26 protein-coding genes are annotated in these 25,693 nt (G+C 67.8%); 23 read left to right on the forward strand and 3 right to left on the reverse strand.

The window, feature by feature from the left end:
• The first annotated feature begins 68 nt into the window (after window positions 1-68).
• Together argS and IM776_RS06520 are read left to right on the forward strand one after the other, a co-directional pair.
• Window positions 69-1,733 (forward strand): arginine--tRNA ligase, encoded by a 1,665-nt coding sequence (argS, locus tag IM776_RS06515; protein ID WP_194422177.1) that lies wholly within the window; start codon window positions 69-71, stop codon window positions 1,731-1,733.
• 19 nt (window positions 1,734-1,752) lie between these two features.
• Window positions 1,753-2,586: an LmeA family phospholipid-binding protein gene (locus tag IM776_RS06520; protein ID WP_194422178.1), complete on the forward strand. Its 834-nt coding sequence runs from the start codon at window positions 1,753-1,755 to the stop codon at window positions 2,584-2,586.
• On the opposite strand, the gene IM776_RS06525 is transcribed toward IM776_RS06520, so the two are convergent.
• Window positions 2,583-3,644, reverse strand: coding sequence for a YhjD/YihY/BrkB family envelope integrity protein (locus IM776_RS06525; protein ID WP_194422179.1), 1,062 nt, complete (start codon window positions 3,642-3,644; stop codon window positions 2,583-2,585). The genes IM776_RS06520 and IM776_RS06525 overlap by 4 nt on opposite strands.
• A 141-nt stretch (window positions 3,645-3,785) precedes the next feature.
• Here IM776_RS06525 and lysA point away from each other — a divergent pair, with 141 nt between their 5' ends.
• The 6 genes from lysA (at window position 3,786) to IM776_RS06555 (ending at window position 11,092) form a co-directional block, all read left to right on the forward strand.
• Window positions 3,786-5,195, forward strand: a complete 1,410-nt coding sequence (lysA, locus tag IM776_RS06530; protein WP_228479952.1) for a diaminopimelate decarboxylase — start codon at window positions 3,786-3,788, stop codon at window positions 5,193-5,195.
• Window positions 5,192-6,514, forward strand: coding sequence for a homoserine dehydrogenase (locus tag IM776_RS06535; protein ID WP_194422180.1), 1,323 nt, complete (start codon window positions 5,192-5,194; stop codon window positions 6,512-6,514). The genes lysA and IM776_RS06535 overlap by 4 nt, the downstream gene beginning before the upstream one ends.
• Window positions 6,514-7,440 carry a homoserine kinase gene (gene thrB / locus IM776_RS06540; protein ID WP_194422181.1) on the forward strand — a complete coding sequence of 309 codons (927 nt, stop codon included), beginning with the start codon at window positions 6,514-6,516 and terminating at the stop codon, window positions 7,438-7,440. Before IM776_RS06535 ends, thrB begins: the two co-directional genes overlap by 1 nt.
• 167 nt (window positions 7,441-7,607) lie before the next feature.
• The gene (gene rho, locus IM776_RS06545; protein WP_194422182.1) at window positions 7,608-9,575 is read left to right on the forward strand and encodes a transcription termination factor Rho; all 1,968 of its coding nucleotides are present in this window, start codon (window positions 7,608-7,610) and stop codon (window positions 9,573-9,575) included.
• Window positions 9,576-9,593: 18 nt separating this feature from the next.
• Window positions 9,594-10,673: a peptide chain release factor 1 gene (gene prfA, locus IM776_RS06550; protein WP_194422183.1), complete on the forward strand. Its 1,080-nt coding sequence runs from the start codon at window positions 9,594-9,596 to the stop codon at window positions 10,671-10,673.
• Window positions 10,674-10,690: 17 nt separating this feature from the next.
• Window positions 10,691-11,092 carry a phage holin family protein gene (locus IM776_RS06555; RefSeq protein ID WP_194422184.1) on the forward strand — a complete coding sequence of 134 codons (402 nt, stop codon included), beginning with the start codon at window positions 10,691-10,693 and terminating at the stop codon, window positions 11,090-11,092.
• 4 nt (window positions 11,093-11,096) lie between these two features.
• Here the strand turns inward: IM776_RS06555 and epsC are convergent, their stop codons facing one another.
• Window positions 11,097-11,669 (reverse strand): serine O-acetyltransferase EpsC, encoded by a 573-nt coding sequence (gene epsC, locus IM776_RS06560; RefSeq protein WP_194422185.1) that lies wholly within the window; start codon window positions 11,667-11,669, stop codon window positions 11,097-11,099.
• Window positions 11,670-11,677: 8 nt separating this feature from the next.
• Window positions 11,678-12,616, reverse strand: coding sequence for a cysteine synthase A (gene cysK / locus IM776_RS06565; RefSeq protein WP_194422186.1), 939 nt, complete (start codon window positions 12,614-12,616; stop codon window positions 11,678-11,680).
• A gap of 105 nt (window positions 12,617-12,721) precedes the next feature.
• Here cysK and prmC point away from each other — a divergent pair, with 105 nt between their 5' ends.
• The 15 genes from prmC (at window position 12,722) to IM776_RS06640 (ending at window position 25,668) form a co-directional block, all read left to right on the forward strand.
• Window positions 12,722-13,582 carry a peptide chain release factor N(5)-glutamine methyltransferase gene (gene prmC, locus IM776_RS06570; protein WP_194422187.1) on the forward strand — a complete coding sequence of 287 codons (861 nt, stop codon included), beginning with the start codon at window positions 12,722-12,724 and terminating at the stop codon, window positions 13,580-13,582.
• 59 nt (window positions 13,583-13,641) lie between these two features.
• Window positions 13,642-14,355 (forward strand): L-threonylcarbamoyladenylate synthase, encoded by a 714-nt coding sequence (locus IM776_RS06575; RefSeq protein ID WP_194422188.1) that lies wholly within the window; start codon window positions 13,642-13,644, stop codon window positions 14,353-14,355.
• Entirely contained in the window at window positions 14,352-15,545 is a 1,194-nt protein-coding gene (locus tag IM776_RS06580) for an MraY family glycosyltransferase (RefSeq protein WP_194422189.1), read from the forward strand. Before IM776_RS06575 ends, IM776_RS06580 begins: the two co-directional genes overlap by 4 nt.
• Complete coding sequence (locus IM776_RS06585; RefSeq protein ID WP_194422190.1) at window positions 15,542-16,027, forward strand: Cg1360 family ATP-synthase-associated protein; 486 nt, start codon at window positions 15,542-15,544, stop codon at window positions 16,025-16,027. Before IM776_RS06580 ends, IM776_RS06585 begins: the two co-directional genes overlap by 4 nt.
• A gap of 136 nt (window positions 16,028-16,163) precedes the next feature.
• Entirely contained in the window at window positions 16,164-16,964 is an 801-nt protein-coding gene (atpB, locus tag IM776_RS06590) for a F0F1 ATP synthase subunit A (RefSeq protein WP_194422191.1), read from the forward strand.
• A gap of 49 nt (window positions 16,965-17,013) precedes the next feature.
• The gene (atpE, locus tag IM776_RS06595; protein ID WP_147037730.1) at window positions 17,014-17,262 is read left to right on the forward strand and encodes a F0F1 ATP synthase subunit C; all 249 of its coding nucleotides are present in this window, start codon (window positions 17,014-17,016) and stop codon (window positions 17,260-17,262) included.
• A 28-nt stretch (window positions 17,263-17,290) separates the two neighbouring features.
• Window positions 17,291-17,842: a F0F1 ATP synthase subunit B gene (locus IM776_RS06600; protein ID WP_194422192.1), complete on the forward strand. Its 552-nt coding sequence runs from the start codon at window positions 17,291-17,293 to the stop codon at window positions 17,840-17,842.
• On the forward strand, window positions 17,842-18,630 hold the full coding sequence (locus tag IM776_RS06605) for a F0F1 ATP synthase subunit delta (protein WP_194422193.1): 789 nt from the start codon (window positions 17,842-17,844) through the stop codon (window positions 18,628-18,630). Before IM776_RS06600 ends, IM776_RS06605 begins: the two co-directional genes overlap by 1 nt.
• 47 nt (window positions 18,631-18,677) lie before the next feature.
• Window positions 18,678-20,318 carry a F0F1 ATP synthase subunit alpha gene (gene atpA / locus IM776_RS06610; protein ID WP_194422194.1) on the forward strand — a complete coding sequence of 547 codons (1,641 nt, stop codon included), beginning with the start codon at window positions 18,678-18,680 and terminating at the stop codon, window positions 20,316-20,318.
• Window positions 20,319-20,336: 18 nt separating this feature from the next.
• A complete protein-coding gene (locus IM776_RS06615) occupies window positions 20,337-21,239 on the forward strand; it encodes a F0F1 ATP synthase subunit gamma (RefSeq protein ID WP_194422195.1) in 903 nt (300 codons plus the stop codon).
• 23 nt (window positions 21,240-21,262) lie between these two features.
• On the forward strand, window positions 21,263-22,714 hold the full coding sequence (atpD, locus tag IM776_RS06620) for a F0F1 ATP synthase subunit beta (protein WP_194422196.1): 1,452 nt from the start codon (window positions 21,263-21,265) through the stop codon (window positions 22,712-22,714).
• Window positions 22,715-22,716: 2 nt separating this feature from the next.
• Window positions 22,717-22,977 carry a F0F1 ATP synthase subunit epsilon gene (locus tag IM776_RS06625; RefSeq protein ID WP_194422197.1) on the forward strand — a complete coding sequence of 87 codons (261 nt, stop codon included), beginning with the start codon at window positions 22,717-22,719 and terminating at the stop codon, window positions 22,975-22,977.
• 76 nt (window positions 22,978-23,053) lie between these two features.
• Window positions 23,054-23,800, forward strand: a complete 747-nt coding sequence (locus tag IM776_RS06630; RefSeq protein ID WP_194422198.1) for a YaaA family protein — start codon at window positions 23,054-23,056, stop codon at window positions 23,798-23,800.
• Window positions 23,801-23,892: 92 nt separating this feature from the next.
• On the forward strand, window positions 23,893-24,696 hold the full coding sequence (locus IM776_RS06635) for a DUF5684 domain-containing protein (RefSeq protein WP_194422199.1): 804 nt from the start codon (window positions 23,893-23,895) through the stop codon (window positions 24,694-24,696).
• Window positions 24,697-24,810: 114 nt separating this feature from the next.
• Window positions 24,811-25,668 carry a PP2C family protein-serine/threonine phosphatase gene (locus IM776_RS06640; RefSeq protein ID WP_194422200.1) on the forward strand — a complete coding sequence of 286 codons (858 nt, stop codon included), beginning with the start codon at window positions 24,811-24,813 and terminating at the stop codon, window positions 25,666-25,668.
• The last annotated feature ends 25 nt before the right edge of the window (window positions 25,669-25,693 follow it).

Consider the following 25,693-nt stretch of genomic DNA (forward strand, 5'->3'; position numbering starts at 1 on the left):
CGATCGTTCGTGCAACACCAACTCAGAGCGGAAAACACCCATCCGCCGCGCCGTAGACTTGACGGGCTATGAACCCCGACACCCTCGCCGAAGCCCTCCTCGCCGTCATCACGCCGATCGCGGCGTCCTTGCGACCCGGCGAGACTCTCGACATCGTCGCCGCGGACATCCCGCTGGAGCGCCCGCGCAACCGCGACCACGGCGACTGGGCATCCAACCTGGCGATGCGGCTCGCGAAGAAGCTCGGAACGAACCCCCGCGAGCTCGCGCAGCAGATCGCCGAGGAGATCGCGAAGGTCGACGGCGTCTCCAGCGCCGAGGTGGCCGGCCCGGGTTTCATCAACATCCGCCTGGATGCCGCAGCCGCCGGCGTCCTCGCCAAGACGATCATCGAAGCCGGCGACGCCTTCGGCCACAACGACTCGCAGCAGGGCGTCAGCGTGAACGTGGAGTTCGTCTCGGCGAACCCCACGGGTCCGCTGCACATCGGGCACACCCGCTGGGCGGCGCTCGGCGACTCGATCGTCCGCCTGCTCCTCGCGAGCGGCGCGAACGCCGTGCGCGAGTACTACATCAATGATGCCGGCGCGCAGATGCAGCGATTCGCGGCATCCGTCCTCGCTGCTGCGAAGGGGCGGCCGACTCCGGAGGGCGGATACCCGGGGGAGTACATCACGACCATCGCCGGTCGCGTTCTCGAGGCTCGCCCCGACCTGCTCGACCTTCCGGAAGCCGAGCAGCTCCAGGTCGCCGAGGATCTCGCCTACGCGTACCAGCTCGACGAGATCAAGAGCTCACTCGAGCAGTTCAATGTGCCTTTCGACGTCTGGTTCTCGGAGCGCACCCTGCATGCGAAGGACGAGAACGGCTCCAGTCTCATCGATCGTGCCGTCGACCGGCTGCGCGAGCAGGGACACGTCTTCGACCTCGACGGCGCCGTGTGGGTACGCACCACCGATTTCGGCGATGACAAAGACCGCGTCATCCGTCGCTCCAACGGCGAGTACACCTACTTCGCTGCAGACGCCGCGTACTACCTGGACAAGGGCGACCGCGGATTCGAGAACAAGATCTACCTGCTGGGCGCCGATCATCACGGCTACGTGCACCGTCTGAAGGCGGTCGCGGGAGCCGCGGGTGAGGATCCCGACAAGAACATCGAGGTGCTCATCGGACAGCTCGTCTCGATTCGCGGCGCGCGACTCAGCAAGCGCGCCGGCAACATCATCGAGATGGACGACCTGCGCGAGTGGATCGGCACCGACGCCCTGCGTTACGCACTCGAGCGCTCGCCGGCGGATTCGCCGCTGGACCTCGACCCCGAGCTGCTGCAGAAGCGCACCAACGACAACCCGGTGTTCTACGTGCAGTACGCACATGCGCGCACGCACAACGCCAGCCGCAATGCCGCCGACTCGGGTGTCGAGCGCAGCGAGTTCGCACCGGAGACCCTGTCGCATGAGACCGAGTCGGCGCTGCTCGGCGCGCTCCAGGAGTTCCCGCGCATCGTCGCCTTCGCGGCCGAGATGCGCGAGCCGCACCGCGTCGCCCGCTACCTCGAGGAGCTCGCAGGGCTCTACCACCGCTGGTACGACAACTGCCGGATCGCTCCGCTGGGAGATGCCCCGATCGAGAGCGTGCACCGCACCCGCCTGTGGCTGAACGACGCCACCGGTCAGGTGCTGCGCAACGGCCTCGATCTGCTCGGCGTCTCCGCGCCGGAGCGGATGTAGCACTCCGCACGGAGGAACCATGAGCAATGAGCACCCCACGCTGCCGTACCCGGAGCCGTCGTCGGAGCATCCGACGCTCGTGATCCCGGGCGACGGCGAGCAGTCGCCGAAGACGCGGCGCGCTCGCTGGCCGTGGGTGCTCCTCATCGTGGTGCTGGTCCTCGCCGCCCTGGTCGTCGCCGCGGAGCTCGTCGCGCGAGCCGTCCTTCCCGGTGTCGTCCGCGGCATCGTCATCGAGCAGCTGGAACTGCCGCAGGATCAGCAGCTCGAAGTGGATGCCGCCGGCATCCTGCTGCCGCAGCTGATCGGCGGCCGTCTCGACGAGCTGCACCTGTCGACGGACTCCGTCACGTTCGGCGGCGTCACGGGGGCAGCGGACGTCACGGCGACCGGAATCCCGCTGCGTGGAGGAGCTCTCGATGACGCCCACGGCACTGTGCGCATCGACCAGGATCAGTTCACCTCGCTCATCGCGGCATCCGACCTCCCGATCGACGAGATCACTTTCGCGGAGCCGGACGTCACAGCATCGGGCAGCTTCGAGGTGTTCGGAATGCCGATCCCCGTCGCGCTGACCGTGACGCCGGGTGCGGATGCCGGTGAGGTGCTCCTCACGCCCGTGAAGCTCGAGGTCGCCGGGCTCAGCCTGAACGCCGCGGAGATCGCGGAGCGCTTCGGCGGGGCCGCCGCTCAGATCACCGAGCCCCAGCGCATCTGCATCGCCGATCAGCTTCCGGCCGGGCTCACGGTGACCGGACTGCAGATCGACGGTTCAGAGGCGGTCATCGACGTCGACGTCGACGGCGGGATCGCTACCGACGAGACTCTGCAGCAGAACGGCACCTGCGACTAGCTGCCCTTGCGCTCGGCTTCTTCTGCTTCCTCGGCCTTCCGCAACGCCCGCGTCTCGACCATCACGTCGTGCCGGGCCCGTTGCACCCGACGCTGCGCGAACGTGCGGGCGCCGCGTGCGAGGACGCGGTCCTGTTCCTCCTCAGTGCCAGTGACGATGTAGGCGCACGCGATGAGGATCACCTGAGAGCTGAGATTGAGCCAGATCAGCAGGGCGAGCAGTGAGGCGAACGACGCCAGCAGCGGATTCGAGGTCGCCCCGCCGACGAAGAGGCTGGACAGCTCCTGCAGCACGAGAAGCCCGGCTCCGCCGAGCAATGCGCCCGGCCACACCGAACGAGCGGAGGCGGGCTGACCGGACAGCAGCCGGTAGACGCCGAAGATCAGGAGGGTGTCCAGCGCGAAGACGACGATCAGCGATATGCCCCGCAGTCCCCATTCCGCCGCCGCTGCATCTGCGGGCAGGCCGAAGAGGCCTGCCGCCCAGCCGATGCCGATGCGCGCGACGAACGTGACTCCGGCAGCAGCGATGAACGCCGCGGCGATGCCGACCGCGAGTGCGATGTTGCGCAGGATCACCCAGAGCCAGAACAGGTCGTCCAGCACGGCTCCTGCGATGCTGCGCACCGCGGTGCGCAGCGACCCGACAGCTCCCAGCGCCGCGCCGATGAGTGCGACGAGCGAGATGATCCCGGTGATGGACAGCCCGATCGGCGCCTCGATCTGAGTGGGATCCTTGACGACGCCGTCTTCGCCCACCAGGCCGGGCACCGCTTCGTCGATGGCGTCGAGGATGGCCCTGAACACGTCCGGATTGCCGGCGAGCCAGATCGCCGCGAGCGAGAAGCCCAGCAGCAGACCGGCGAAGATGCTGAACAGCGCGCGATAGGTGACGCTGTCGGCCAGCATCGGGCCGTGTCGTTCGGAGTACAGCAGATAGGCGCGGACGGGCTTGCGGGCAAGAGCCCAGGCGATCACCTTCTTGACCAGCCCTGCGATGCCTCCCGCTTTCTTCGGGTGCTCGTCAGGTCTGCTGCTCTCGCTGGTCTTGCTGTCCATGGCATCACCGTAATGAATCGTGATCTGTCTGCGGGAGGGGCTTGCGTGATGCAGGGGGAGCCTGGCAGGTGCCATAGAATCGGGGCAACCTCGCGCGGCCCGTCTTCGCCTGAGGTTTCCCCCTCCGACGATTGGTGCTGTGTGCTTTCCCCTGCAGACTCGCTCGCCCCGGACTGGCTCGTCGTGCCCGACGACGCGAACGCCCTCGCGGACGGCGTGTGGCCGGCGTCCGCGGCGCGCGACGACCAGGGAGCGCTCACGCTCGGCGGGATGCCGGTGGCGCAGATCGTGCGCGCACACGGCACACCAGTGCTCGTGCTCGACGAGGACGCGGTGCGCGGCCGTGCCCGCGCCTTCCACGACGCGTTCACCGACGCCACCGCCGGGCACGGCGGCACGGCTCGTGTGTACTACGCCGGAAAGGCGTTCCTGTCCACGGCGGTCGCTTGCTGGGTCACCGAAGAGGGCTTGAACGTCGACGTCTGCACGCGCGGTGAGCTCGAGGTCGCGCTCGCCGCCGGCGTAGACCCCGCACGCATCGGCTTCCACGGCAACAACAAGCTTCCCGGCGAGATCGAGCGCGCAGTGTCCGTGGGGGTCGGCACGATCATCGTCGACAGCGCGATCGAGATCGAGCGCGTCGCCGATACCGCCGAGCGGCTCGGCACCGTGCAGCGGGTGCTCGTGCGCGTCAACAGCGGCGTGCACGCCGAGACGCATGACTTCCTCGCCACGGCGCACGAGGATCAGAAGTTCGGCATGCCGTTCGCGGATGCCGAGACCGCCGTCGCCCGCATCCGCGAACTGCCGGGCCTCGAGTTCGTGGGTGTGCACTGCCACATCGGCTCGCAGATCTTCGGCGTCGCCGGGTTCAGGGAGTCGGCCACCCGGGTGCTGGAGCTGCACGAGAAGCTGCGCGCAGGCGGCGAGGTTCCAATGCTCAACCTGGGCGGAGGATTCGGGATCGCCTACACGAGCGTCGACGACCCGACGCCCATCGAGCAGCTCGCCTCCGAGATCGTCGATGTCGTCGCCGCTAGGTGCGCGGAGCGCGGCATCCCGTTGCCGATCCTGGCCTTCGAACCGGGGCGTGCGATCGTCGGCACCGCCGGCGTCACCCTCTACGAAATCGGCACGACCAAGCCCGTGCGCCTGGGCTCCGGCGCGGAGCGGTTGTATGTCAGCGTCGACGGCGGCATGAGCGACAACGCCCGGCCCGCCCTGTACGGCGCGCAGTTCTCGGCGCGCATCGCCTCGCGAATCAGCACGGCAGAGCCCGCGCTTGCCCGTGTCGTCGGACGGCACTGCGAATCCGGTGACATCGTCGTCGACCACGAGTACCTCCCGGCCGACGTCGCCCCCGGCGATCTGCTCGCCGTTCCCGCCACCGGTGCGTACTGCGCGTCGCTTGCGAGCAACTACAACCACGTCCCCCGTCCCGCGGTCGTCGCAGTCTCCGGTGGCACCTCGCGCGTGATCGTTCGCGGCGAGACCATCGACGACCTGCTGGCACGGGATGCCGGGTTCACCCAGAACGAAGGAGCACGATGACCCAGCCCCGATCGAGCGATCAGTACCGACGACTGCGGGTGGCGCTTCTCGGCGCCGGCGCCGTGGGCTCGCAGGTCGCCGACCTGCTTCTCCGCCACGGCGACGAGCTGGCCGACCGCGCCGGCGCATCACTGGAACTCGCCGGAATCGCCGTTCGCGATGTGGATGCCAAGCGCGACGTGGAGCTTCCCAGGGAGCTGTTCACCACGGACGCCGAGAGCCTCATCGTCGGCAGCGACATCGTCATCGAGCTCATGGGCGGCATCGAGCCGGCGAAGAGCAACCTGCTGCTCGCGCTGAACTCCGGCGCCGATGTCGTTACAGCCAACAAGGCGCTGCTCGCGACACACGGCACCGAACTCTTCGAGGCTGCTGATCAGGTCGGAGCCTCGGTGTACTACGAGGCGGCGGCCGCCGGCGCGATCCCGATCATCCGTCCGCTGCGCGACTCGCTCGCCGGCGACCGCGTCGTGCGCATCATGGGAATCGTCAACGGCACGACGAACTACATCCTCGACCGCATGGACACCGAGGGAGCCGACTTCGCCGAGGTACTCGCCGACGCTCAGCGGCTGGGCTACGCGGAGGCCGATCCCACCGCGGACGTCGAGGGGTTCGACGCGGCGCAGAAGGCGGCGATCCTGGCATCCCTCGCGTTCCACACCGCGGTGCCGCTCGACGCGGTGCACCGCGAGGGCATCACCTCGATCACCCCGTCGATGATCGAGGAGGCGCGCGCCGCCGGCTTCGTCATCAAACTGCTCGCGGTGTGCGAGCGCATCACGGTCGACGGCTCCGAGTCGATCTCGGTGCGGGTCTACCCGGCGCTCGTCTCGCGTACGCACCCGCTCGCCTCGGTGCACGGCGCGAACAACGCCGTGTTCGTCGAGGCCGAGGCCGCCGGGTCGCTGATGTTCTACGGTGCGGGCGCCGGTGGCGTCCAGACCGCTTCCGCCGTGCTCGGTGACGTGGTCTCCGCCGCGCGCCGCCACATCGCCGGCGGCGTGGGAGTGGGGGAGTCCACGCGGGCGAACCTGCCCACCGTACCGATCGGGCACGTGATCACCCGCTATCAGATCACTCTCGAGGTGGACGACCAGCCCGGCGTCCTCGCAACCGTCGCCGGCATCCTCTCCGAAGGCGGCGTCTCGGTCGCGACGGTCGTGCAGACGGTCGAGAGCGAGGACGGTGCTACGGCTCGGCTCATCATCGGCACGCATCGTGCGGCCGAGCAGGCGCTGAGCGACACCGTCGAGGCGCTCGCCGCGAGCGATGTCGTGGAGCGGGTCGTCTCCGTGCTGCGCGTGGAAGGCGAGTGATGGAAGGGCGCACCGTCCTGGTGCAGGTGCCGGCCACGAGCGCGAATCTCGGGCCCGGCTTCGACACCCTCGGGCTCGCGCTCAGCGTCTACGACGAGCTGACGGTCACAGCGCTGGACGACGACCGCCTCGAGATCGAGGTCACCGGCTCGGGAGCCTCGGAGATCGCCCGCGACGAGTCGAACCTCGTTGTACGATCCATCGACCACGTGTACAAGGACGCCGGTCGGGAGATGCCGGGGCTGCGGATCATCGCCCGCAACGGCGTGCCGCACGGCCGCGGGCTCGGCTCGTCCGGCGCCGCCGTCACCGCCGGCGTGCTGGCAGCGAAGGGCCTGCTCGCCGGCGACGTCGAATTCTCCGACACTGATCTGCTGCGTCTGGCGACCGAGCTGGAGGGCCACCCCGACAACGTCGCGCCCGCGCTGTTCGGCGGTCTCACCATCGCCTGGACCGGAGAGAACGGCCCGCAGCACAAGAAGCTGCTCGTGCATCGGGGCGTGGCACCGCTGGTGCTGGTGCCGGAGCGGACCATGTCGACGACACTCGCGCGGTCGCTGCAGCCGCCGCACGTCTCGCGCGAGGACGCCGTGTTCAACGTCTCGCGCTCGGCGCTGCTGATCGCGGCGCTCACGCAGAGCCCCGAGCTGCTCCTGGACGCCACGGCGGATCGCCTCCACCAGGACTACCGCGCCGAGGCCATGCCGGAGACCCACACGCTCGTTCAGGCGCTGCGCGCTGCCGGTTTCGCCGCGGTCGTCTCCGGAGCGGGGCCGAGCGTGCTCGTCCTCGCGGACGGCCCCGGCGCGCGTCAGGGTGCCGTAGAGCTCGCCGAATCCGTGACCGACACCCCGTGGGAAGGCCTCATGCTGGCCGTCGATGTGCGTGGTGGTACAATAAGGGAACGAGCGGAGGGCTCCACGTAGTTTCGTGAATCTGGCCCCCATCGCAATTCTGCGAGATCCGCACGCAACCCCCAGAACTGATTTCCAGGTTCTGGCTGGCGGGCGCAAAGCGTCTGTCCGTGCGATCGCGCGCAGCACCCGTTGTGCGCGAGACACGCTCATTTCCCACGACATATAAGGGAGTACTCGTGGAGAATTTCTCCGAGACCCAGAACGACCAGGCGGCACCCGTCGCCGAGGCGCCCGCTGCCGAAGCCGCAGCGGCCGAGACGACCGCACCGCGCAAGCGCGCACCGCGCAGGGCGAGCACGGCCACCGCCGCTGCCAAGGCCGAGCAGGCGCAGGCCGCTGAGGCGTCTCCTGACGCCGTGGCGGCTGGCGATGCACCGGCCGCCGACGCGGCTCCCGCAGAGGCGGCCGCGCCGAAGGCGAAGGCTCCGCGCCGCAGCCGTGCCAAGAAGGCGGACGCCGAGGCTGCTCCGACCGAGACGGACACCACGGCAGCAGCATCCGATACGGCGGCATCCGACACGGCGGACGCACCTGCAGAGGCAGCGCCCAAGACGACCGGCCGAGGCCGCCGTCCCAAGAAGGCCGACCAGGCCCCGGCCGATGAGAAGCCCGCCGAAGCATCCGCAGACGAGAAGCCCGCGGCCGACGCCTCGGCCGATGCCGACGCGAAGCGCACGCAGAAGCCCGAGAAGGCCAAGGGCGACAAGGGCGCGCAGTCCGAGAAGGCCGAGCAGCCGCAGACCGAGTCCGACGGCGACGCGGGCGACGGTGAAGAGGGCTCCGGCCGCAGCCGCAGCCGTAACCGCAGCCGTAACCGCGGTCGCGGCCAGAACGGCTCGCAGAACGGCCAGGACACGCAGCAGAGCACCGTCTCGGACGACGACGGCAATGGGCGCGGCCGCCAGCGCAACAAGCGCCGCAGCGGCACAGGTGCAGCAGACGAGTTCGAGACCGAGATCGGCGAGGACGACGTCCTCATCCCGATCGCCGGCATCCTCGACGTGCTCGACAACTACGCGTTCGTGCGGACCACCGGCTACCTCGCCGGCGCCAGCGACGTGTACGTTTCGCTCGGCCAGGTGAAGAAGTACAACCTGCGCAAGGGCGACGCGATCGTCGGCGCCATCAAGCAGCCCCGTGAGGGCGAGCAGCAGGGACGCCAGAAGTACAACGCACTGGTCAAGGTCGACTCGATCAACGGCCTGTCCGTCGACGACGCCGCCACCCGCGTCGAGTTCGGCAAGCTGACGCCGCTGTACCCGCAGGAGCGTCTGCGCCTGGAGACCGCGCCTGAGAAGCTCACGCAGCGCATCATCGATCTGGTCGCCCCGATCGGCAAGGGTCAGCGCGGCCTCATCGTCGCGCCTCCCAAGGCCGGCAAGACCATCGTGCTGCAGCAGATCGCGAACGCGATCGCGCAGAACAACCCCGAGGTCCACCTCATGGTCGTGCTCGTCGACGAGCGCCCCGAAGAGGTCACCGACATGGAGCGCACTGTCAAGGGCGAGGTCATCGCCTCGACGTTCGATCGCCCGGCCGAGGACCACACCACGGTCGCCGAGCTCGCCATCGAGCGCGCCAAGCGCCTGGTGGAGCTCGGCCGCGACGTCGTCGTGCTGCTCGACTCGATCACCCGTCTCGGACGCGCCTACAACATCGCCACGCCCACCTCGGGCCGCGTGCTCACCGGTGGCGTCGATGCTGCGGCTCTCTACCCGCCGAAGCGCTTCTTCGGTGCCGCGCGCAACATCGAGAACGGCGGATCGCTCACGATCCTCGCCACCGCTCTCGTCGAGACCGGCTCCAAGATGGACGAGGTCATCTTCGAGGAGTTCAAGGGCACCGGCAACAGCGAGCTGCGCCTTTCGCGTTCGCTCGCCGATAAGCGCATCTTCCCCGCCGTCGACGTCAACGCGTCGTCCACGCGCCGCGAGGAGATGCTGCTGTCGCAGGACGAGGTCAAGATCACCTGGAAGCTGCGCCGCGCCCTCGCCGGCCTCGACACCCAGCAGGCCCTGGAGGTCGTGCTCGGGAAGCTCAAGGAGACGCAGTCGAACGTCGAGTTCCTCGTGCAGATGCAGAAGTCGATGCCCGCTCCCGCGGCCGGTGGCTCCAGCCACAGCCACGAGAACAGCATCCGCTGATCTGACCGGAGCAGACGCGTGTTCGAGTCCGTCAAGGCACTCATCGACGAACACCGCCGGGTGCAGGAGGAGCTCTCCGACCCGGCGGTGCACGCCGACGCCGCCCGCGCGAAGCGCGTCAATCGCCGCTACGCCGAGCTGAGTCGGATCGTCGCCGCGCATGACGCGTGGATCGCGGCATCCGACGATCTCGACGCGGCTCGCGAGCTCGCGAAGGATGACACCGCGTTCGCCGAGGAGATCCCCGCGCTCGAGGAGAACGTGGCGCAGACTCAGGAGCGGCTGCGGCGACTCCTGATCCCGCGCGACCCCGACGATGCCCGGGACGTGATCCTCGAGATCAAGGGCGGCGAGGGCGGCGCCGAGAGCGCGCTGTTCGCCGCGGATCTACTGCGGATGTACATGCAGTACGCCGCGCACAAGGGCTGGAAGACTGAGCTGCTGGAGCGCAACGAGTCCGATCTCGGCGGCTACAAGGATGTTCAGATCGCGATCAAGGGCTCCTCGTCGGACCCGGCGCAGGGTGTCTGGGCGCACTTGAAGTACGAGGGCGGGGTGCACCGCGTGCAGCGCGTGCCCGCAACCGAGTCGCAGGGTCGGATCCACACCTCGACCACGGGCGTGCTGGTGTTCCCCGAGGTCGACGAGCCCGAAGAGGTCGCGATCAGCCAGAACGACCTCAAGATCGACGTGTACCGCTCTTCCGGACCGGGCGGTCAGTCCGTGAACACCACCGACTCGGCAGTGCGCATCACCCACCTTCCGACCGGCATCGTCGTCTCGATGCAGAATGAGAAGTCGCAGCTGCAGAACCGTGAGGCGGCCATGCGGGTGCTGCGGGCGAGGATCCTCGCCAAGCAGCAGGAGGAGCTCGACGCTGCAGCATCCGACGCACGGAAATCACAGATCCGCGGCATGGACCGCTCAGAGCGCATCCGCACTTACAACTTCCCGGAGAACCGCATCGCGGATCACCGGACCGGGTACAAGGCGTACAACCTCGACCAGGTGATGGACGGCGCTCTGGATCCTCTGATCGAATCGGCGATCCTCGCCGATGAGGAAGCGCGCCTGGCCGCTGTCGGGCAGGATTCCTGACGCACTATGCTCAGGGCGTGATCACGTTCCTGTTCCGCACCGTCATGTACCTCGCCTCCGCGGGGCTCGGTCTCATCGTGGCCGACCTGGCCCTCGAGGGGTTCCGAATCCAGTGGAACCAGTGGTGGGGATTCGTGATCTGCATCGTGATCTTCGCGATCCTGCAGAGCGTGCTGAGTCCGTGGATCGCCAAGCTCGCCGACCGCTACGCACCGGTGCTGCTGGGCGGCATCGGGATCTTCTCCACGCTGATCGCGCTGATAGTCGTCGTGCTGCTCCCGATCGGGGGTCTGCGCATCACAGATGCCGCCGGCTGGATCCTGGGCTCCGTAATCGTCTGGCTCATCACGGCGCTCGGCTCGGTGCTGCTGCCGCTGATCTTCCTCAAGCGCGAGGCGAAAGAGAGGCGCGGGCGGTGACGGCTCAGATCGAGTAGTCCGACGCGAGACGGAGGTCGCTGAAGTCGTCGTGGCCGCGCCGCTTGCGTGCGCGCGCCGGCACGCCGGTGAGGATGCTGTCCTCCGGCGCATCCTTCGTGACGACGGCGTTCGCGCCCACCACGGTGTTGCGACCGACCGTGATGGGGCCGAGGATCTTCGCGCCGGCGCCGACGACGACGCCGTTCGCGAGAGTGGGATGCCGCTTCCCGGTGTCGTCGCGGGTGCGTCCGCCGAGCGTGACCCCGTGGTAAAGCATGACGTCATCGCCGACCTCGGCGGTCTCGCCGATCACGACGCCGGAGCCGTGGTCGATGAAGAATCGTCGGCCGATCTTCGCCCCTGGGTGGATCTCGATGCCGGTCACCGCCCGCGCGATCTGTGAGTTCGCCCGCGCGAGGAAGCGCAGCCCGCGGCGCCACAGGGCGTGCGAGGCACGGTGCGCCCAGATCGCGTGCAGGCCTGGGTAGAGCAACGCGACCTCGAGCCCGGTGCGCGCGGCGGGATCGCGCAGGCGCGCGGCGGCGATGTCCTCGCGCATTCGCGAGATCGGTCTCATCTGCGGGTTCAGCTCTCGCGCAGATCCTCGAACAGAGCCGTGGAGATGTAGCGCTCACCGGTGTCAGGCATCACGACGACGATGGTCTTCCCGTCGTTCTCGGGACGCGCGGCGACCTGCAGTGCGGCCGAAAGGGCCGCTCCCGAGGACATGCCGACCAGCAGGCCTTCCGAGCTCGCGAGCTCGCGGGCGAGGCGCAGTGACTCGGCGAACTCGACGGCGATGACCTCGTCGAGCACGTCGCGGTCGAGCACGTCGGGGACGAAATTCGGCCCGATGCCCTGGATCTTGTGTGGCCCGGGGTGCCCCTCCGAGAGTACGGGGGAGTCCTTCGGCTCGACGGCGATCACCTGCACGTCGGGCTTCGCCGCCTTCAGTGCCTGGCCGGTGCCGGTGACGGTTCCGCCGGTGCCTACGCCGGCGACGAAGATGTCGACGTCGCCGTCGGTGTCGCGCAGGATCTCCTGCGCTGTGGTCTCACGGTGGATCTGCGGGTTGGCGGCGTTCTCGAACTGCTTGATCCAGACGGCGCCGGGCGTCTCGGCGACGATCTTCTTGGTCTCCTCGATCGCGCCGCTCATGCCCTTGGTCGGGTCGGTGAGGACGATCTCCGCGCCGAACGCCTTCAGTAGCACCCGACGCTCCTTCGACATCGAGGCGGGCATCGTGAGGATGACCTTGTAGCCGCGCGCAGCGCCCACCATCGCCAGGGCGATTCCGGTGTTGCCGCTGGTGGACTCGACGATCGTGCCGCCCGGCTTGAGCTCACCGGATGCCTCGGCGGCGTTGATCATCGCGATGCCGATGCGGTCCTTCACGCTGGATGCCGGGTTGTAGTACTCGAGTTTCGCGAGAACGGTGGCCCCGACACCCTCGGTGACGCGGTTGAGGCGAACCAGCGGCGTGTTGCCGAAGGCGGTCGTGATGTCGTTGTGGATGCCGGACATAGCTGGCCTTTCGCTCGCGGAACGGTGCCTTCACAGCCTATCGAGCGGATGCGGGACAGGGGCCAATGTGACAGGAGGCGCTCGGCGACGACGTACGCTGAGGGGATGCCGGAAACGACCCTCGCCGCAGCCGTCCGCGCCGCAGCCGAGCGTCTCGTTGCCGCCGGGGTCCCGGATCCGCTTGTGGACGCCGAGCTGCTCGCAGGGCACGTGCGCGGGTTGCGACGGGGCGAGGTGCAGGCCGCGCTCATCCGCGGGGATCGCCTCACCGACGAGGATGCCGCAGCGCTGGATGCGCTCGTCGCGCGCCGTGCCGCTCGTGAGCCGCTGCAGCACCTCACGGGGCTGGCGCCCTTCCGGCACCTGGAGCTCGCGGTCGGCCCCGGCGTATTCGTTCCGCGACCGGAGACCGAGACGGTCGCGCAGTTCGCGATCGACGCGCTGCTCGCGGATGCCGACCCCGCGCCGATCGGAGTCGATCTGTGCACGGGCAGCGGTGCCATCGCGCTCGCGATGGCGACCGAGGTGCCGCACGCGCGCGTCTTCGCGGTCGAGCTCTCGCCCGATGCGCACGCCTGGGCGGTGCGCAACACCGCGGATGCGGCCAACGTGACGCTCGTGCTGGGAGACCTGGCCGACACGCTCGGCGAGCTCGACGGCACCGCTGCTGTGGTGATCTCGAACCCCCCGTATGTTCCGGACGCGGCTATCCCGAGGGATCCGGAGGTGCGCCTGCACGACCCGTCGATGGCGCTGTACGGCGGGCCGGACGGGCTCGATGTGGTCCGGGTGCTCAGCGAGAGGGCGATGCGGCTGCTGCGGCCGGGCGGACTCCTCGTCATCGAGCACGGCGAACTGCAAGGAGAGCAGATCCGCGCCCTGCTCGCCGACGACGGCTGGCGCGCTCCGACGACGCAGCGGGATCTCACGCAGCGCGACAGAGCGACGACGGCGCTCAGACCCTGAGGCCTCGGGCGACGGCAGCTCACGTTCGACGGAGACTGTGCACGTAGACTGTCAAGGTCATGTCCTCACTCTTCGACTGCCGCGACGAGGCTCAGCTGCTCGCCGGAATGCGCCACGCGCGTCAGGCGATCGCACGCGGCGAACTCATCGTCATGCCCACCGACACCGTGTACGGCGTCGCCGCCGACGCGTTCACCCCGTCGGCGGTGCAGCGCCTGCTCGACGCGAAGGGCCGCGGCCGTGACCAGCCGCCGCCGGTCCTGGTCGCAGGGCAGTCTGCCCTGGCAGCGCTCGTCGAGGAGATCCCCGAGCCCGTGCAGCGCTTGGTCGACGAGTTCTGGCCAGGCGGGCTGACGATCGTCCTTCCCGCGCAGCCCTCGCTCTCCTGGGATCTCGGAGACACGCTCGGCACCGTCGCCGTGCGAATGCCGGATCAGCGCGTCGCGCTGGAGCTCCTCGAGGAGACCGGGCCGCTGGCGGTGTCCAGCGCCAACCTCACCGGCAGGAACGCGGCGACGTCCGCTCAGGAGGCACAGGGGATGCTGGGGGACAGCGTCGCCGTGTACCTGGACGGCGGACCGAGTGAGACCGGGATCGCCTCCACGATCATCGACGCGACTTCCCTGGTGCGCCGTGGCGCCGAGGACGCGGCGGAGCCGCGTGTGCGCATCCTTCGCGAGGGTGCCGTCACGCGGCGCCGGCTGGAGAGCATCCTCGGAGAGCTCCTCGAGCCGCAGGAGTTGCCGGAGGGCACAGCGGACGGTACGGCGTGAAGCAGTACCTCTTCACGATCATCCTCACGGCGACCATCACGGGCGTCTGTTCGTGGGCGGTCTGGCAGCTCAGCCTGCGCTTCAAGCTCTATCCCGGCATCCGGGAACGCGACGTGCATACGACCCCGACCCCGCGCCTCGGGGGAGTGGCGATGTTCCTCGGCATCGCGGCCGCGATCGGCGTCTCGGCGGCGAACCCGTTCTTCAGCATCATGTGGGTGCCGCCCCAGACGATGTGGGCGGTGCTCGGAGCCGCGTTCCTGATCGCCGTGATCGGCGTCATGGACGACCTGTGGGATCTGGACTGGTTCATCAAACTGGGCGTGCAGTTCCTCGCGGCCGGCATAATCACGGTGGTCGGCGGTCTGCAGATCCTGTCGCTGCCGCTCGGCGACATGGTCATCGTCTCCAGCTGGGTCAGCATCGCCGTCACGATGTTCGCGATCGTCGTGGTCATGAACGCCGTCAACTTCATCGACGGGCTCGACGGACTGGTCGCGGGCGTGTGCCTCATCGCGAACGGCGTATTCTTCGCCTACTCCTACATCCTCACACGCGACACCGGTGCGAGCAGCTACTTCAACCTGGCATCCTTCCTGGCCGCCGTCGCGATCGGCGCGTGCGCGGGCTTCCTGCCTCTGAACTGGAGCCCGGCGAAGCTGTTCATGGGCGACTCGGGCGCACTGGTGATGGGGCTGCTGATGGCGACCTCAGCGATCTCCCTCACAGGGCAGATGTCGTCGGCCGCGATGGATTCCGAGGAGTTCGGGCGCTCCCAGCTTCTGGGTGCGTTCATCCCGATCCTGCTCCCGATCGTCGTCGTGATGCTGCCCCTGCTGGACTTCGGGCTCGCCGTTTTCCGCCGCATGCGCGCGGGGCGTTCCCCGTTCGCCCCGGACCGGAAGCACCTGCATCACCGCATGCTCGACCTCGGGCACCGCGACCGCGACGCCGTGCTCATCTTCTATGCCTGGACCGCGGTCATCTCGCTCGCGGTCCTGCTGATGTACGTCGGTTCGCGAGAGGACTGGGTGGGGCAGTACCTGCCGGGCGTCGCCTTCGGCATCGTCGGCGTCGCCGCCTGCCTGATCGTCACGCTGCTGCCCACCCGTCGTGCGCCGCGTGCACCCGCAGACCACCCAGCTCCCCACGAGCCCACCGAGCCCGCCCCATCCCTGGAGACCCGATGAGCGATACACCCGAAAAGCCCGCCGCTCCCGCGATCAACCCGGTGCTGCGCACCGTCCTCCTCTGGACGGGCATCGCCGCCGTCGCGCTCATCGTGCTCGGGGGAGGGATCGGCTACCTGGTGGCCGGCACGGACGGCCTGTGGAGCGGACTGGCGGGCGTAGGCCTCGCCGTGATCTTCCTCGCTCTCACCCCCATCAGCGTGCTGATCGCCAACCGCTGGTACGGCAGGGAGATGTTCGCGACGGTGTTCTTCGGGATCGTGATGGGCGGCTGGCTGCTCAAGCTCGTCATCTTCATCACCGCGATCGTCATCCTGCGCGGACAGAGCTGGGTCGTACCGGAAGTGATCTTCCTCTCCCTCGTCGCCGGCATCGTGGTGAGCCTGATCATCGACGCCGTCGCCTTCAGCCGCCTCCGCGTTCCGCACGTCTCCGACGTCGCTCTGCCGACGAGGAACCCCGAGGAGCACGAGGATTCGTGACCCTGAAAAAATCTTGATAGTCTGAATCCGGATTCGCTGGACGGGCGCTTGCGTCGTGCGAGAAGCTCAGATCCGCTCGAATCCCTCACCCAATCTTCGCGTCGATCCTGATCGATGCCCAGAAGCTGGAGCAACGTTGACTCACGCCGCGAGCCTCCTCGTCCGATTCGCAACGGATGAATTCCACCCACCGTCGATCGCGGAATTCTTCCCGGAGATCCTCTTCTCGATCGGCCCGCTCTCGGTTCACCGCATCCACCTGGTGCAGTTCCTCGCCACGATCGTCGTCGTCCTCGTCCTCTGGCTCGGCACCCGCAAGCTGAAGCTGATCCCCGGCCGCGGCCAGGGCATCATCGAGATGCTGTTCAGCATCGTTCGGGTGAACGTCGCGCACGACATGATGGGCAAGAAGGACGGCGACCGCTTCCTTCCCCTGCTGACCACGATCTTCTTCATGGTGCTGTTCTTCAACATCACGGGTGTCATCCCGTTGCTGAACATCGCAGGAACCAGCATCATCGCCGTGCCGTTGATGCTCGCCGTGATCTCGTACGTCACCTTCATCTACGCCGGCCTGCGGAAGAGCCCCTGGGGCTTCATCCGCAACTCGCTCTTCCCGCCCGGAGTTCCGCCGGCCCTGTACATCATCGTGGCGCCGCTCGAGTTCATCTCGACCTTCATCGTCCGGCCGGTCACGCTCACGCTGCGACTGCTGATGAACATGATGGTCGGTCACCTCATGCTGGTGCTGTTCTTCGCGGCGACCCAGTTCTTCATCTTCTCGATGGGCGGATTCTGGACGGTGCTGGGTGCAGGTACCCTCGCGTTCGGCTTCGCCTTCACCGCCTTCGAGATCCTGGTGGCCTTCCTCCAGGCGTACGTCTTCACCATCCTCACCGCGGTCTACATCCAGCTCGCAGTCGCGGACGAACACTAATCACAGCTAGCGGGGCGCTCCGGCTCCCCAACAATGAAAGGAAGATCCAGTGGATCCCATCTCTGTTCTCGCCCAGATCAACGTCGACATCACCGGCTCGATCGCCAACGTCGGCTACGGCCTCGCGGCCATCGGCCCGGCCATCGGTGTGGGTATCGTCGTCGGCAAGACGATCGAGGGCATCGCTCGCCAGCCTGAGCTGTCCGGCAAGCTCCAGGGCACCATGTGGATCGGTATCGCCTTTACCGAGGCCCTCGCGTTCGTCGGTATCGGCGTGGCGTTCCTCTTCGGCTACTGATCCGTCCCACCACACGTAAGGAGACAGGATGCTGAACGCTCTTGTCACGCTCGCAGCCGAGGAGGCGGAGCACAACCCGCTTCTGCCGGCGATGTACGACATCGTCTGGTCAGCGGTCTGCTTCGTCATCATCCTGCTCGTGGCGTGGAAGGTCGCGCTCCCGAACGTGGCGAAGATGCTCGACGAGCGGTCCGCCGCCATCGAGGGCAACATCGCCAAGGCCGACGAGGCGCAGAAGCAGGCGGAGGCGGCTCTCGAGGAGTACACCCGTCAGCTCGCCGAGGCGCGCACCGAGGCCGGTGAGATCCGCGAAGCCGCCCGTGAGGACGGCAAGAAGATCATCGCCGAGGCGAAGGAGACCGCGACCGCCGAGGCCGCACGCGTCACCACTGCAGCGCAGACCCAGATCGAGGCAGAGCGTCAGTCGGCGCTCGTCACCCTCCGTTCCGAGGTCGGGACGCTCGCGATCGACCTCGCCGGTGGCGTGGTCGGCGAGACGCTGTCGGATGATGCGCGTGCCACCGCAGTCGTGGATCGCTTCCTCGCAGACCTCGAGGCCTCAGAGAAGGCGGCCAAGTAATGGGCAGCGCGACCACTCAGGCACTCGCGGCTTCGACGGCGGCCCTCGCGCAGGCGAAGGACGTCACCCTCGACACGGCCGGTGAGCTGTTCACCGTGGCGCGTCTGGTGGGCGAATCCGGGCAGCTGAGCGGCGCGCTTGCCGATCCGGCCGCCCCGGAGGATCTGCGGGAGAAGCTCGTCGCGTCGGTGTTCGCCGGCACTTCGAGCGCGACTCGTCAGGTCGTCTCGGTTGCCGTGGGGCAGCGCTGGTCGGATGCCGAAGGCCTTGTCGGCGGTATCGAAGAGCTGGCCATCCGCGCCACGGCGATCGCTGAGCCTCGGGCGGACATCGAGGGGGAGCTGTTCTCTTTCCTCCGCATCATCGCAGCCAACGCGGAACTCGAGCTCGCGCTCGGCGGACGACTGGGCGACGACGACGCGAAGGGCGCTCTCGTCGAGAAGCTCCTCGGCGGCAAGGCCAGTGCCGCGACCATCCTCATCGTCTCGTCGCTGGTGCGTCAGCCCCGTGGGCGCCGCGTGCGTCAGCTGCTGAACCGGGCGATGAAGATCGTCTCGGCGCAGGGCGGCCGCATCGTCGCCACGGTGCACACGGCATCCCCGCTGTCGGCTGCTCAGCGCACCCGGCTCGGCGACGCACTGGCCGGGCGCTACGACGGTCAGGTCTCGATCAATGAAGTGATCGACCCCACGGTTGTGGGCGGACTGCGTGTGCAGGTCGCCGACGACGTCATCGACGGCAGCATCTCCGCGCGGCTCGCCGAACTTCGACAGAAGCTCGCGGGCTAATACGACTTCGCGCGGGAAACCGCGCACCCAGATACAAAGGGAAGACAATGGCAGAACTTTCGATCAGCCCCGACGTCATCCGCGACGCGCTGAAGGACTTCGCCGCTGCGTACGAGCCCACCGGCGCGGCAGCGACCGAGGTCGGCACCGTCATGGACGCTGCGGACGGCATCGCCCACATCGAGGGCCTGCCCGGCGTCATGGCGAACGAGCTCCTCACGTTCGCCAACGGCACGCAGGGCCTCGCACTGAACCTCGACGAGCATGAGATCGGCACGGTCGTCCTCGGCGACTTCGCCGGGATCGAGGCCGGTCAGGAAGTCCGCCGCACGGGTGAGGTCCTCTCGGTCGCCGTCGGCGACGGCTACCTCGGCCGCGTCGTCGACCCGCTCGGCAACCCGATCGACGGTCTCGGCGAGATCGCCACCGAGGGCCGCCGCGAGCTCGAGTTGCAGGCGCCCGGTGTCATGCAGCGCAAGAGCGTGCACGAGCCGATGCAGACCGGCATCAAGGCGATCGACGCCATGATCCCCGTCGGCCGCGGTCAGCGTCAGCTGATCATCGGCGACCGCCAGACCGGCAAGACGGCCATCGCGATCGACACGATCATCAACCAGAAGGCGAACTGGGAGTCGGGTGACGTCGACAAGCAGGTCCGCTGCATCTACGTCGCCATCGGCCAGAAGGGCTCGACGATCGCCTCCGTCAAGGGTGCGCTCGAGGACGCCGGTGCGATGGAGTACACGACCATCGTCGCGGCACCCGCCTCGGACCCCGCCGGCTTCAAGTACATCGCTCCCTACACGGGTTCGGCGATCGGCCAGCACTGGATGTACAGCGGCAAGCACGTCCTGATCATCTTCGACGACCTGTCAAAGCAGGCCGAGGCCTACCGCGCAGTGTCCCTTCTTCTCCGTCGCCCGCCGGGGCGCGAGGCGTACCCCGGTGACGTCTTCTACCTGCACTCCCGTCTGCTGGAGCGCTGCGCGAAGCTGTCGGACGAGCTCGGCGCCGGTTCCATGACGGGTCTTCCCATCATCGAGACCAAGGCCAATGACGTCTCGGCCTACATCCCGACCAACGTGATCTCGATCACGGACGGCCAGATCTTCCTGCAGTCCGACCTCTTCAACGCAAACCAGCGTCCCGCGGTCGACGTGGGTATCTCGGTGTCGCGAGTCGGTGGTGATGCGCAGGTCAAGAGCATCAAGAAGGTCTCCGGAACCTTGAAGCTCGAGCTGGCGCAGTATCGCTCGCTCGAGGCCTTCGCGATGTTCGCGAGCGACCTCGACGCGGCATCGCGTCGTCAGCTCGACCGCGGTGCGCGTCTGACCGAGCTGCTCAAGCAGCCGCAGTACTCGCCCTATCCGGTCGAGGACCAGGTCGTCTCGATCTGGGCCGGCACCAACGGCAAACTCGACACCATCGCGGTCGAGGACGTGCTGCGGTTCGAGCGCGAGCTGCTCGACCACCTGCGTCGCAACACCAAGGTGCTCGACACCCTGCGTGAGACGAACGTGCTCGGTGACGACACCGTGGCTGAGCTCGAGAAGCAGGTCGACGCCTTCGTCCTCGAGTTCCAGGGCGGCAAGGGCCAGTCCATCGGCGCTGTCGGCAGCGAGGAGCACGCCGCACAGGACGTGGACGACGTCAACCAGGAGAAGATCGTCAAGGGTCGTCGCGCGTAATCGCGTGAGGTACTGAAAATGGGCGCACAACTCAGGGTCTACAAGCAGAAGATCTCCTCTGCTCAGACGACCAAGAAGATCACGAAGGCGATGGAGCTCATCGCGGCTTCGCGCATTCAGAAGGCGATGGCGCGCGTTCGCGCGTCGTCGCCCTTCGCGCGGGCTGTGACGCAGGCCGTCTCCGCCGTCGCGACGTACTCCAACGTCGATCACCCGCTCACCCGCGAGCCCGAGACGATCCGCCGGTCCGCCGTCGTCATCTTCTCGTCGGACCGCGGCCTGGCAGGAGCCTTCAACTCGCAGATCCTTCGCGAGGCGATGGAGCTCGGCGAGCTGATCCGCTCTCAGGGCAGCGAGCCGGTGTACTACCTGGTGGGTCGCAAGGCTGTCGGATACTTCCAGTTCCGCGGCATCAAGGCTGCCGCTGAGTGGACGGGCGACACCGACACCCCGCACTTCAAGACCGCGGAAGAGATCTCGGCCACGCTGCTCGAGGCGTTCAACCGTGGTGGCGAGGATGGCGGCGTGGACGAACTCCACCTCGTCTACAACCGGTTCGTCAGCATGATGACGCAGTCGCCCGAGACCGTACGCCTGCTTCCGCTCGAGATCGTGGAGAACGAGGCATCCCCTGAACCGGCTGGGGCGGTCTACCCGCTCTACGAGTTCGAACCGGATGCCGAGACCGTGCTCGATGCGATCCTGCCGGTGTACATCCAGAGCCGGGTCTTCAACGCCCTGCTGCAGTCGTCGGCCGCCAAGCAGGCCGCGACGCAGAAGGCGATGAAGTCCGCAAGCGACAACGCCGACAAGCTCATCACCGACTACACCCGCCTGCGCAACAATGCGCGTCAAGCGGAGATCACGCAGCAGATCGCTGAGATCGTCGGCGGCGCCGACGCCCTCTCGTCGAGCAAATAGACCATCAAGAAAGAGACGAAGATATGACCCCCACCGCCACAGCTGAGGCTGGGACCGCGGTCGTCGGGCGCGTCGCACGCGTCACGGGCCCGGTCGTCGACATCGAGTTCCCGCACGACTCGATCCCGGACATCTACAACGCACTGAAGACCACCATCGTGATCGGAGAGGAGTCGACCGAGATCACCCTCGAGGTCGCGCAGCACCTCGGTGACGACCTCGTTCGCGCGATCTCCCTCAAGCCCACGGACGGCATGGTCCGCGGCCAGGAGGTGCGCGACACCGGCGAGGCCATCTCGGTTCCGGTCGGCGACGTCACCAAGGGCAAGGTCTTCAACGTCATCGGCGAGGTGCTCAACGCCGAGCCCGGTGAGCAGATCGAGATCACCGAGCGCTGGCCGATCCACCGCAAGGCTCCGAGCTTCGACCAGCTCGAGTCGAAGACGACGATGTTCGAGACCGGCATCAAGTCGATCGACCTCCTCACGCCGTATGTGCTGGGTGGGAAGATCGGCCTGTTCGGCGGTGCCGGCGTCGGCAAGACCGTCCTCATCCAGGAGATGATCCAGCGCGTCGCACAGGACCACGGTGGTGTGTCCGTGTTCGCCGGTGTCGGTGAGCGCACCCGTGAGGGCAACGACCTGATCGCCGAGATGGAAGAGGCGGGTGTCTTCGACAAGACCGCCCTCGTCTTCGGGCAGATGGACGAGCCGCCGGGGACGCGTCTTCGTGTCGCGCTGTCGGCTCTGACGATGGCGGAGTACTTCCGCGACGTGCAGAAGCAGGACGTGCTGCTGTTCATCGACAACATCTTCCGCTTCACACAGGCCGGTTCCGAGGTTTCCACGCTGCTGGGCCGCATGCCCTCCGCCGTGGGCTACCAGCCGAACCTCGCGGATGAGATGGGTGTGCTGCAGGAGCGCATCACGTCGACCCGCGGCCACTCGATCACCTCGCTGCAGGCGATCTACGTCCCCGCCGACGACTACACCGACCCGGCTCCGGCCACGACGTTCGCGCACCTCGACGCGACGACCGAACTCAGCCGTGAGATCGCGTCGAAGGGTCTGTACCCCGCCATCGACCCGCTGACCTCGACGTCGCGCATCATGGACCCCCGCTACCTGGGCGAGGACCACTACCGCGTCGCCACGACGGTCAAGCAGATCCTCCAGAAGAACAAGGAACTGCAGGAGATCATCGCGATCCTCGGTGTGGACGAGCTCTCCGAAGAGGACAAGATCGTCGTGTCCCGTGCACGCCGCATTCAGCAGTTCCTCTCGCAGAACACCTACATGGCGAAGAAGTTCACCGGTGTCGAGGGCTCGACGGTTCCGCTCAAGGAGACCATCGAGTCGTTCGACGCCATCGCCAAGGGCGAGTTCGACCACGTCGCCGAGCAGGCCTTCTTCAACGTCGGCGGCATCTCCGACGTGGAAGAGAAGTGGGCTCAGATCCAGAAGGAGAACGGCTGATCATGGCACTGCAGGTCAGCCTCGTCTCCGCGGACGCGGAGGTCTGGACGGGAGAGGCGTCGCTCGTCGTCGCCAAGACCGTCGAAGGCGAGATCGGCATCATGACCGGCCACGAGCCGATCCTCGCGATCCTCGCCGAGGGCGAGGTCCGCATCACGCAGTTGGACGGCACCAAGGTGCTGGCCAACGCGCAGGACGGCTTCCTCTCGATGGAGGGCAGCCAGCTGACGATCGTCGCGGGCAACGCGGCGCTCATCGCCTGACACATCTCACCGCTAACGCGCCCGTCGGCCGCCGGCCCGGTGGCAGACGGGCGCGTTCGCGCCTGTACGGGTACTCATGAAGATCCTCCTTCCTCCCTCCGAGACCAAGCGACCCGGCGGCTCCGGTGCGCCACTGGACCTCGATGCTCTGGCCCTGCCTGTGCTCGGGTCTCGGCGTGCGGCGGTCGTCGACGCGCTCGTGTCGCTCGCGGACGATCCCGCCGAGTCGCAGCGTGTGCTCAAGCTCAGCGATCGTCAGCTCGACGAGATCGCGCACAACCGGGTGCTGCGCAGTGCGCCTACGATGCCCGCCGTCGACCGTTACACGGGTGTGCTCTACGACGCGCTGGATGCGGCCTCCCTGACGACGCCGGCGCGCAGATGGCTGGGAGCGCACGTCTGGGTGCACGCGGCGCCGTTCGGGCCGATCGGCGCCCTCGACGGCATCCCGTCGTACCGCCTGGCGGCGGGGACCTCCCTGCCGGGCATCGCGCCGCTGCGCAGGCACTGGGCGGATGCCGTGGGCTCCGCGATCGCGCAGGAGGAGCCGACGTTCGTCCTGGATCTCCGCAGCGAGGCGTATGTGGTGCTCGGCCCTGTCCCGGCTTCGGTCCCGTCGGTGTACGTCCGCGTCGTGACAGAGCAGGGCAGAGCCCTCAACCACTTCAACAAGAAGGCCAAGGGCGAGCTCGTCAGGACGCTGGCCGAGGACCGGCCCCGAGTGCGCGGTCTGCGCGGCCTGGAGACCTGGGCGACGTCTCGGGGCATCCTGGTCCGCCGTGCGGAAGAGCGCGGCGTGATCGAGCTCATCGTCGCGTCCTGACACCCGCCGCGTGTGGCTGTTGCGCTGGTTCGCAGTCACGCTAGTGTGTTTCACGCGATGCGGAATGCGTCGCTGACTCCACGGAGGGGCTAATGAGTTCTTACTACTACGACACTGGTGCGGCGGCCTTCCTCGGCATCGTCATCCTCTTCAGCTTCATCCTGGCGATCGCGGCCTACGTGCTGACGTCGCTGTTCCTGATGAAGATCTTCGAGAAGGCCGGCGTGCAGGGCAAGTGGCGCGCGTGGGTCCCGGTGTACAACAGCATGATCTTCATGAAGCTGGGCGATCTGAGTCCCTGGCTGATCCTGTACGCGATCGGCGCGACGATCCTGCTCAGCTGGGTCCCGGTGATCGGACAGATCGTGGGCATCGCCGCTTTCGTCCTGATGGTGCTCGCCGCGTATCGCGTCGGGCAGAAGCTGCAGAAGGAGGGCGCCTGGGTCGTCCTCTACATCTTCCTGTCGATCGTCTGGCTCGGCATCATGGCCTTCGACAAGTCGCGCTGGAATGCGCACATCCCGGCGGCGCCGTGGGGCGGAAACGCCTTCTTCGGCGACCGCACCGTCTGGGACGGCGTCCCGGTGCAGCCTTCCGCCGCCCCGGCAGCCGGCTCCGCGCCCGGCTACGGCGCACCGCAGGGCTACATGCCGCCGCAGGGTTACCCGCAGCCCGGTCACCAGCAGCCCGGTTACCAGCCGCCGGCACCCGGTGGTCCGGCCACTCCGCCGGCAGCCCCGTCCGCGCCGGTGACTCCGCCGCCGGCGCCGAGCACCCCGCCGGCAGCGCCGAACACGCCGCCGACGACACCGCCTCCAGCCGCACCGCCGGCGCCGCCCGCACCGCCGGCGGGTCCCAACCAGCCGCCGGCGAATCCCAACCAACCGCCTGCGTAACGTCGAATCGGCGCGGGGCTCTCGATCTGATCGAGGCCCCGCGCCGTTTTCGCGCCATGCTCCGATAACGTAGGTGTATGGCCCGACACGCCGCTTCCCGCACGGAGGCCCCATTTGTCTGAGACGACCACGCATTCCCATCGCGTCGCCGTCACCGATTGTGACGAGATCACGCTGACCTGGGCGGGCGTCACCGACACCGGCCTGCGCCGTGACAACAACCAGGACGCATTCCTCGCCGAGTATCCGCTGTTCGTCGTCGCTGACGGCATGGGCGGTCATGCCGGTGGCGAGATCGCCAGCCAGAGCACCGTGGCGCGGCTGAAGTCGGTCGTTGAATCCGGTGAGGTGACGACCGGTGCGATCGAGGACGCGCTGGTTCACGCGGTGGAAGACATCGCATCGCACCCCGACACGACGGACGAGGGGACCGGCACCACGCTGACGGGCGTCTTCTTCGACATCGTCGATGATGAGCCGCGCTGGGTGTCGCTGAACATCGGCGATTCCCGGGTCTACCTGCTGCGCGAGCAGCGCCTGGTGCAGGTGACCACCGATCATTCCGTCGTCCAGGAGCTGATCAGCTCGGGTCGCCTCAGCCCTGAAGAGGCGGAGGGGCACCCGTACAGCAACGTCATCACGCGTGCGGTCGGTGCCAGCGAGCTCACCCCGCCCGACTACCTCGGCATCGAGGTGCTGGACGGCGACCGATTCGTGATCTGCTCGGACGGGCTGACGAAGGAGCTCACCGACTACGGTATCCAGCACTTCCTGCGCGAGCATGAGGATCCTGCCGATGCGGTCGACGCGATGCTCGCCGCGGCCCTGGAGAACGGCGGCAGAGACAACGTGACGCTGATCGTGGTGCAGGTGGAGCGCACAGGCGACACCGACGACGAAGCGGATGCCGACACCGCGAGGATCGCGACCGTCGAGAAGTCGCCCTCCACATCCGACGAGGACGACCGATAGCGCGCAGAGCTGTGGACAACGGCAT

The sequence above is a fragment of the Microbacterium abyssi genome (genome assembly GCF_015277895.1).
Classification (GTDB): Bacteria; Actinomycetota; Actinomycetes; order Actinomycetales; family Microbacteriaceae; genus Microbacterium; species Microbacterium abyssi.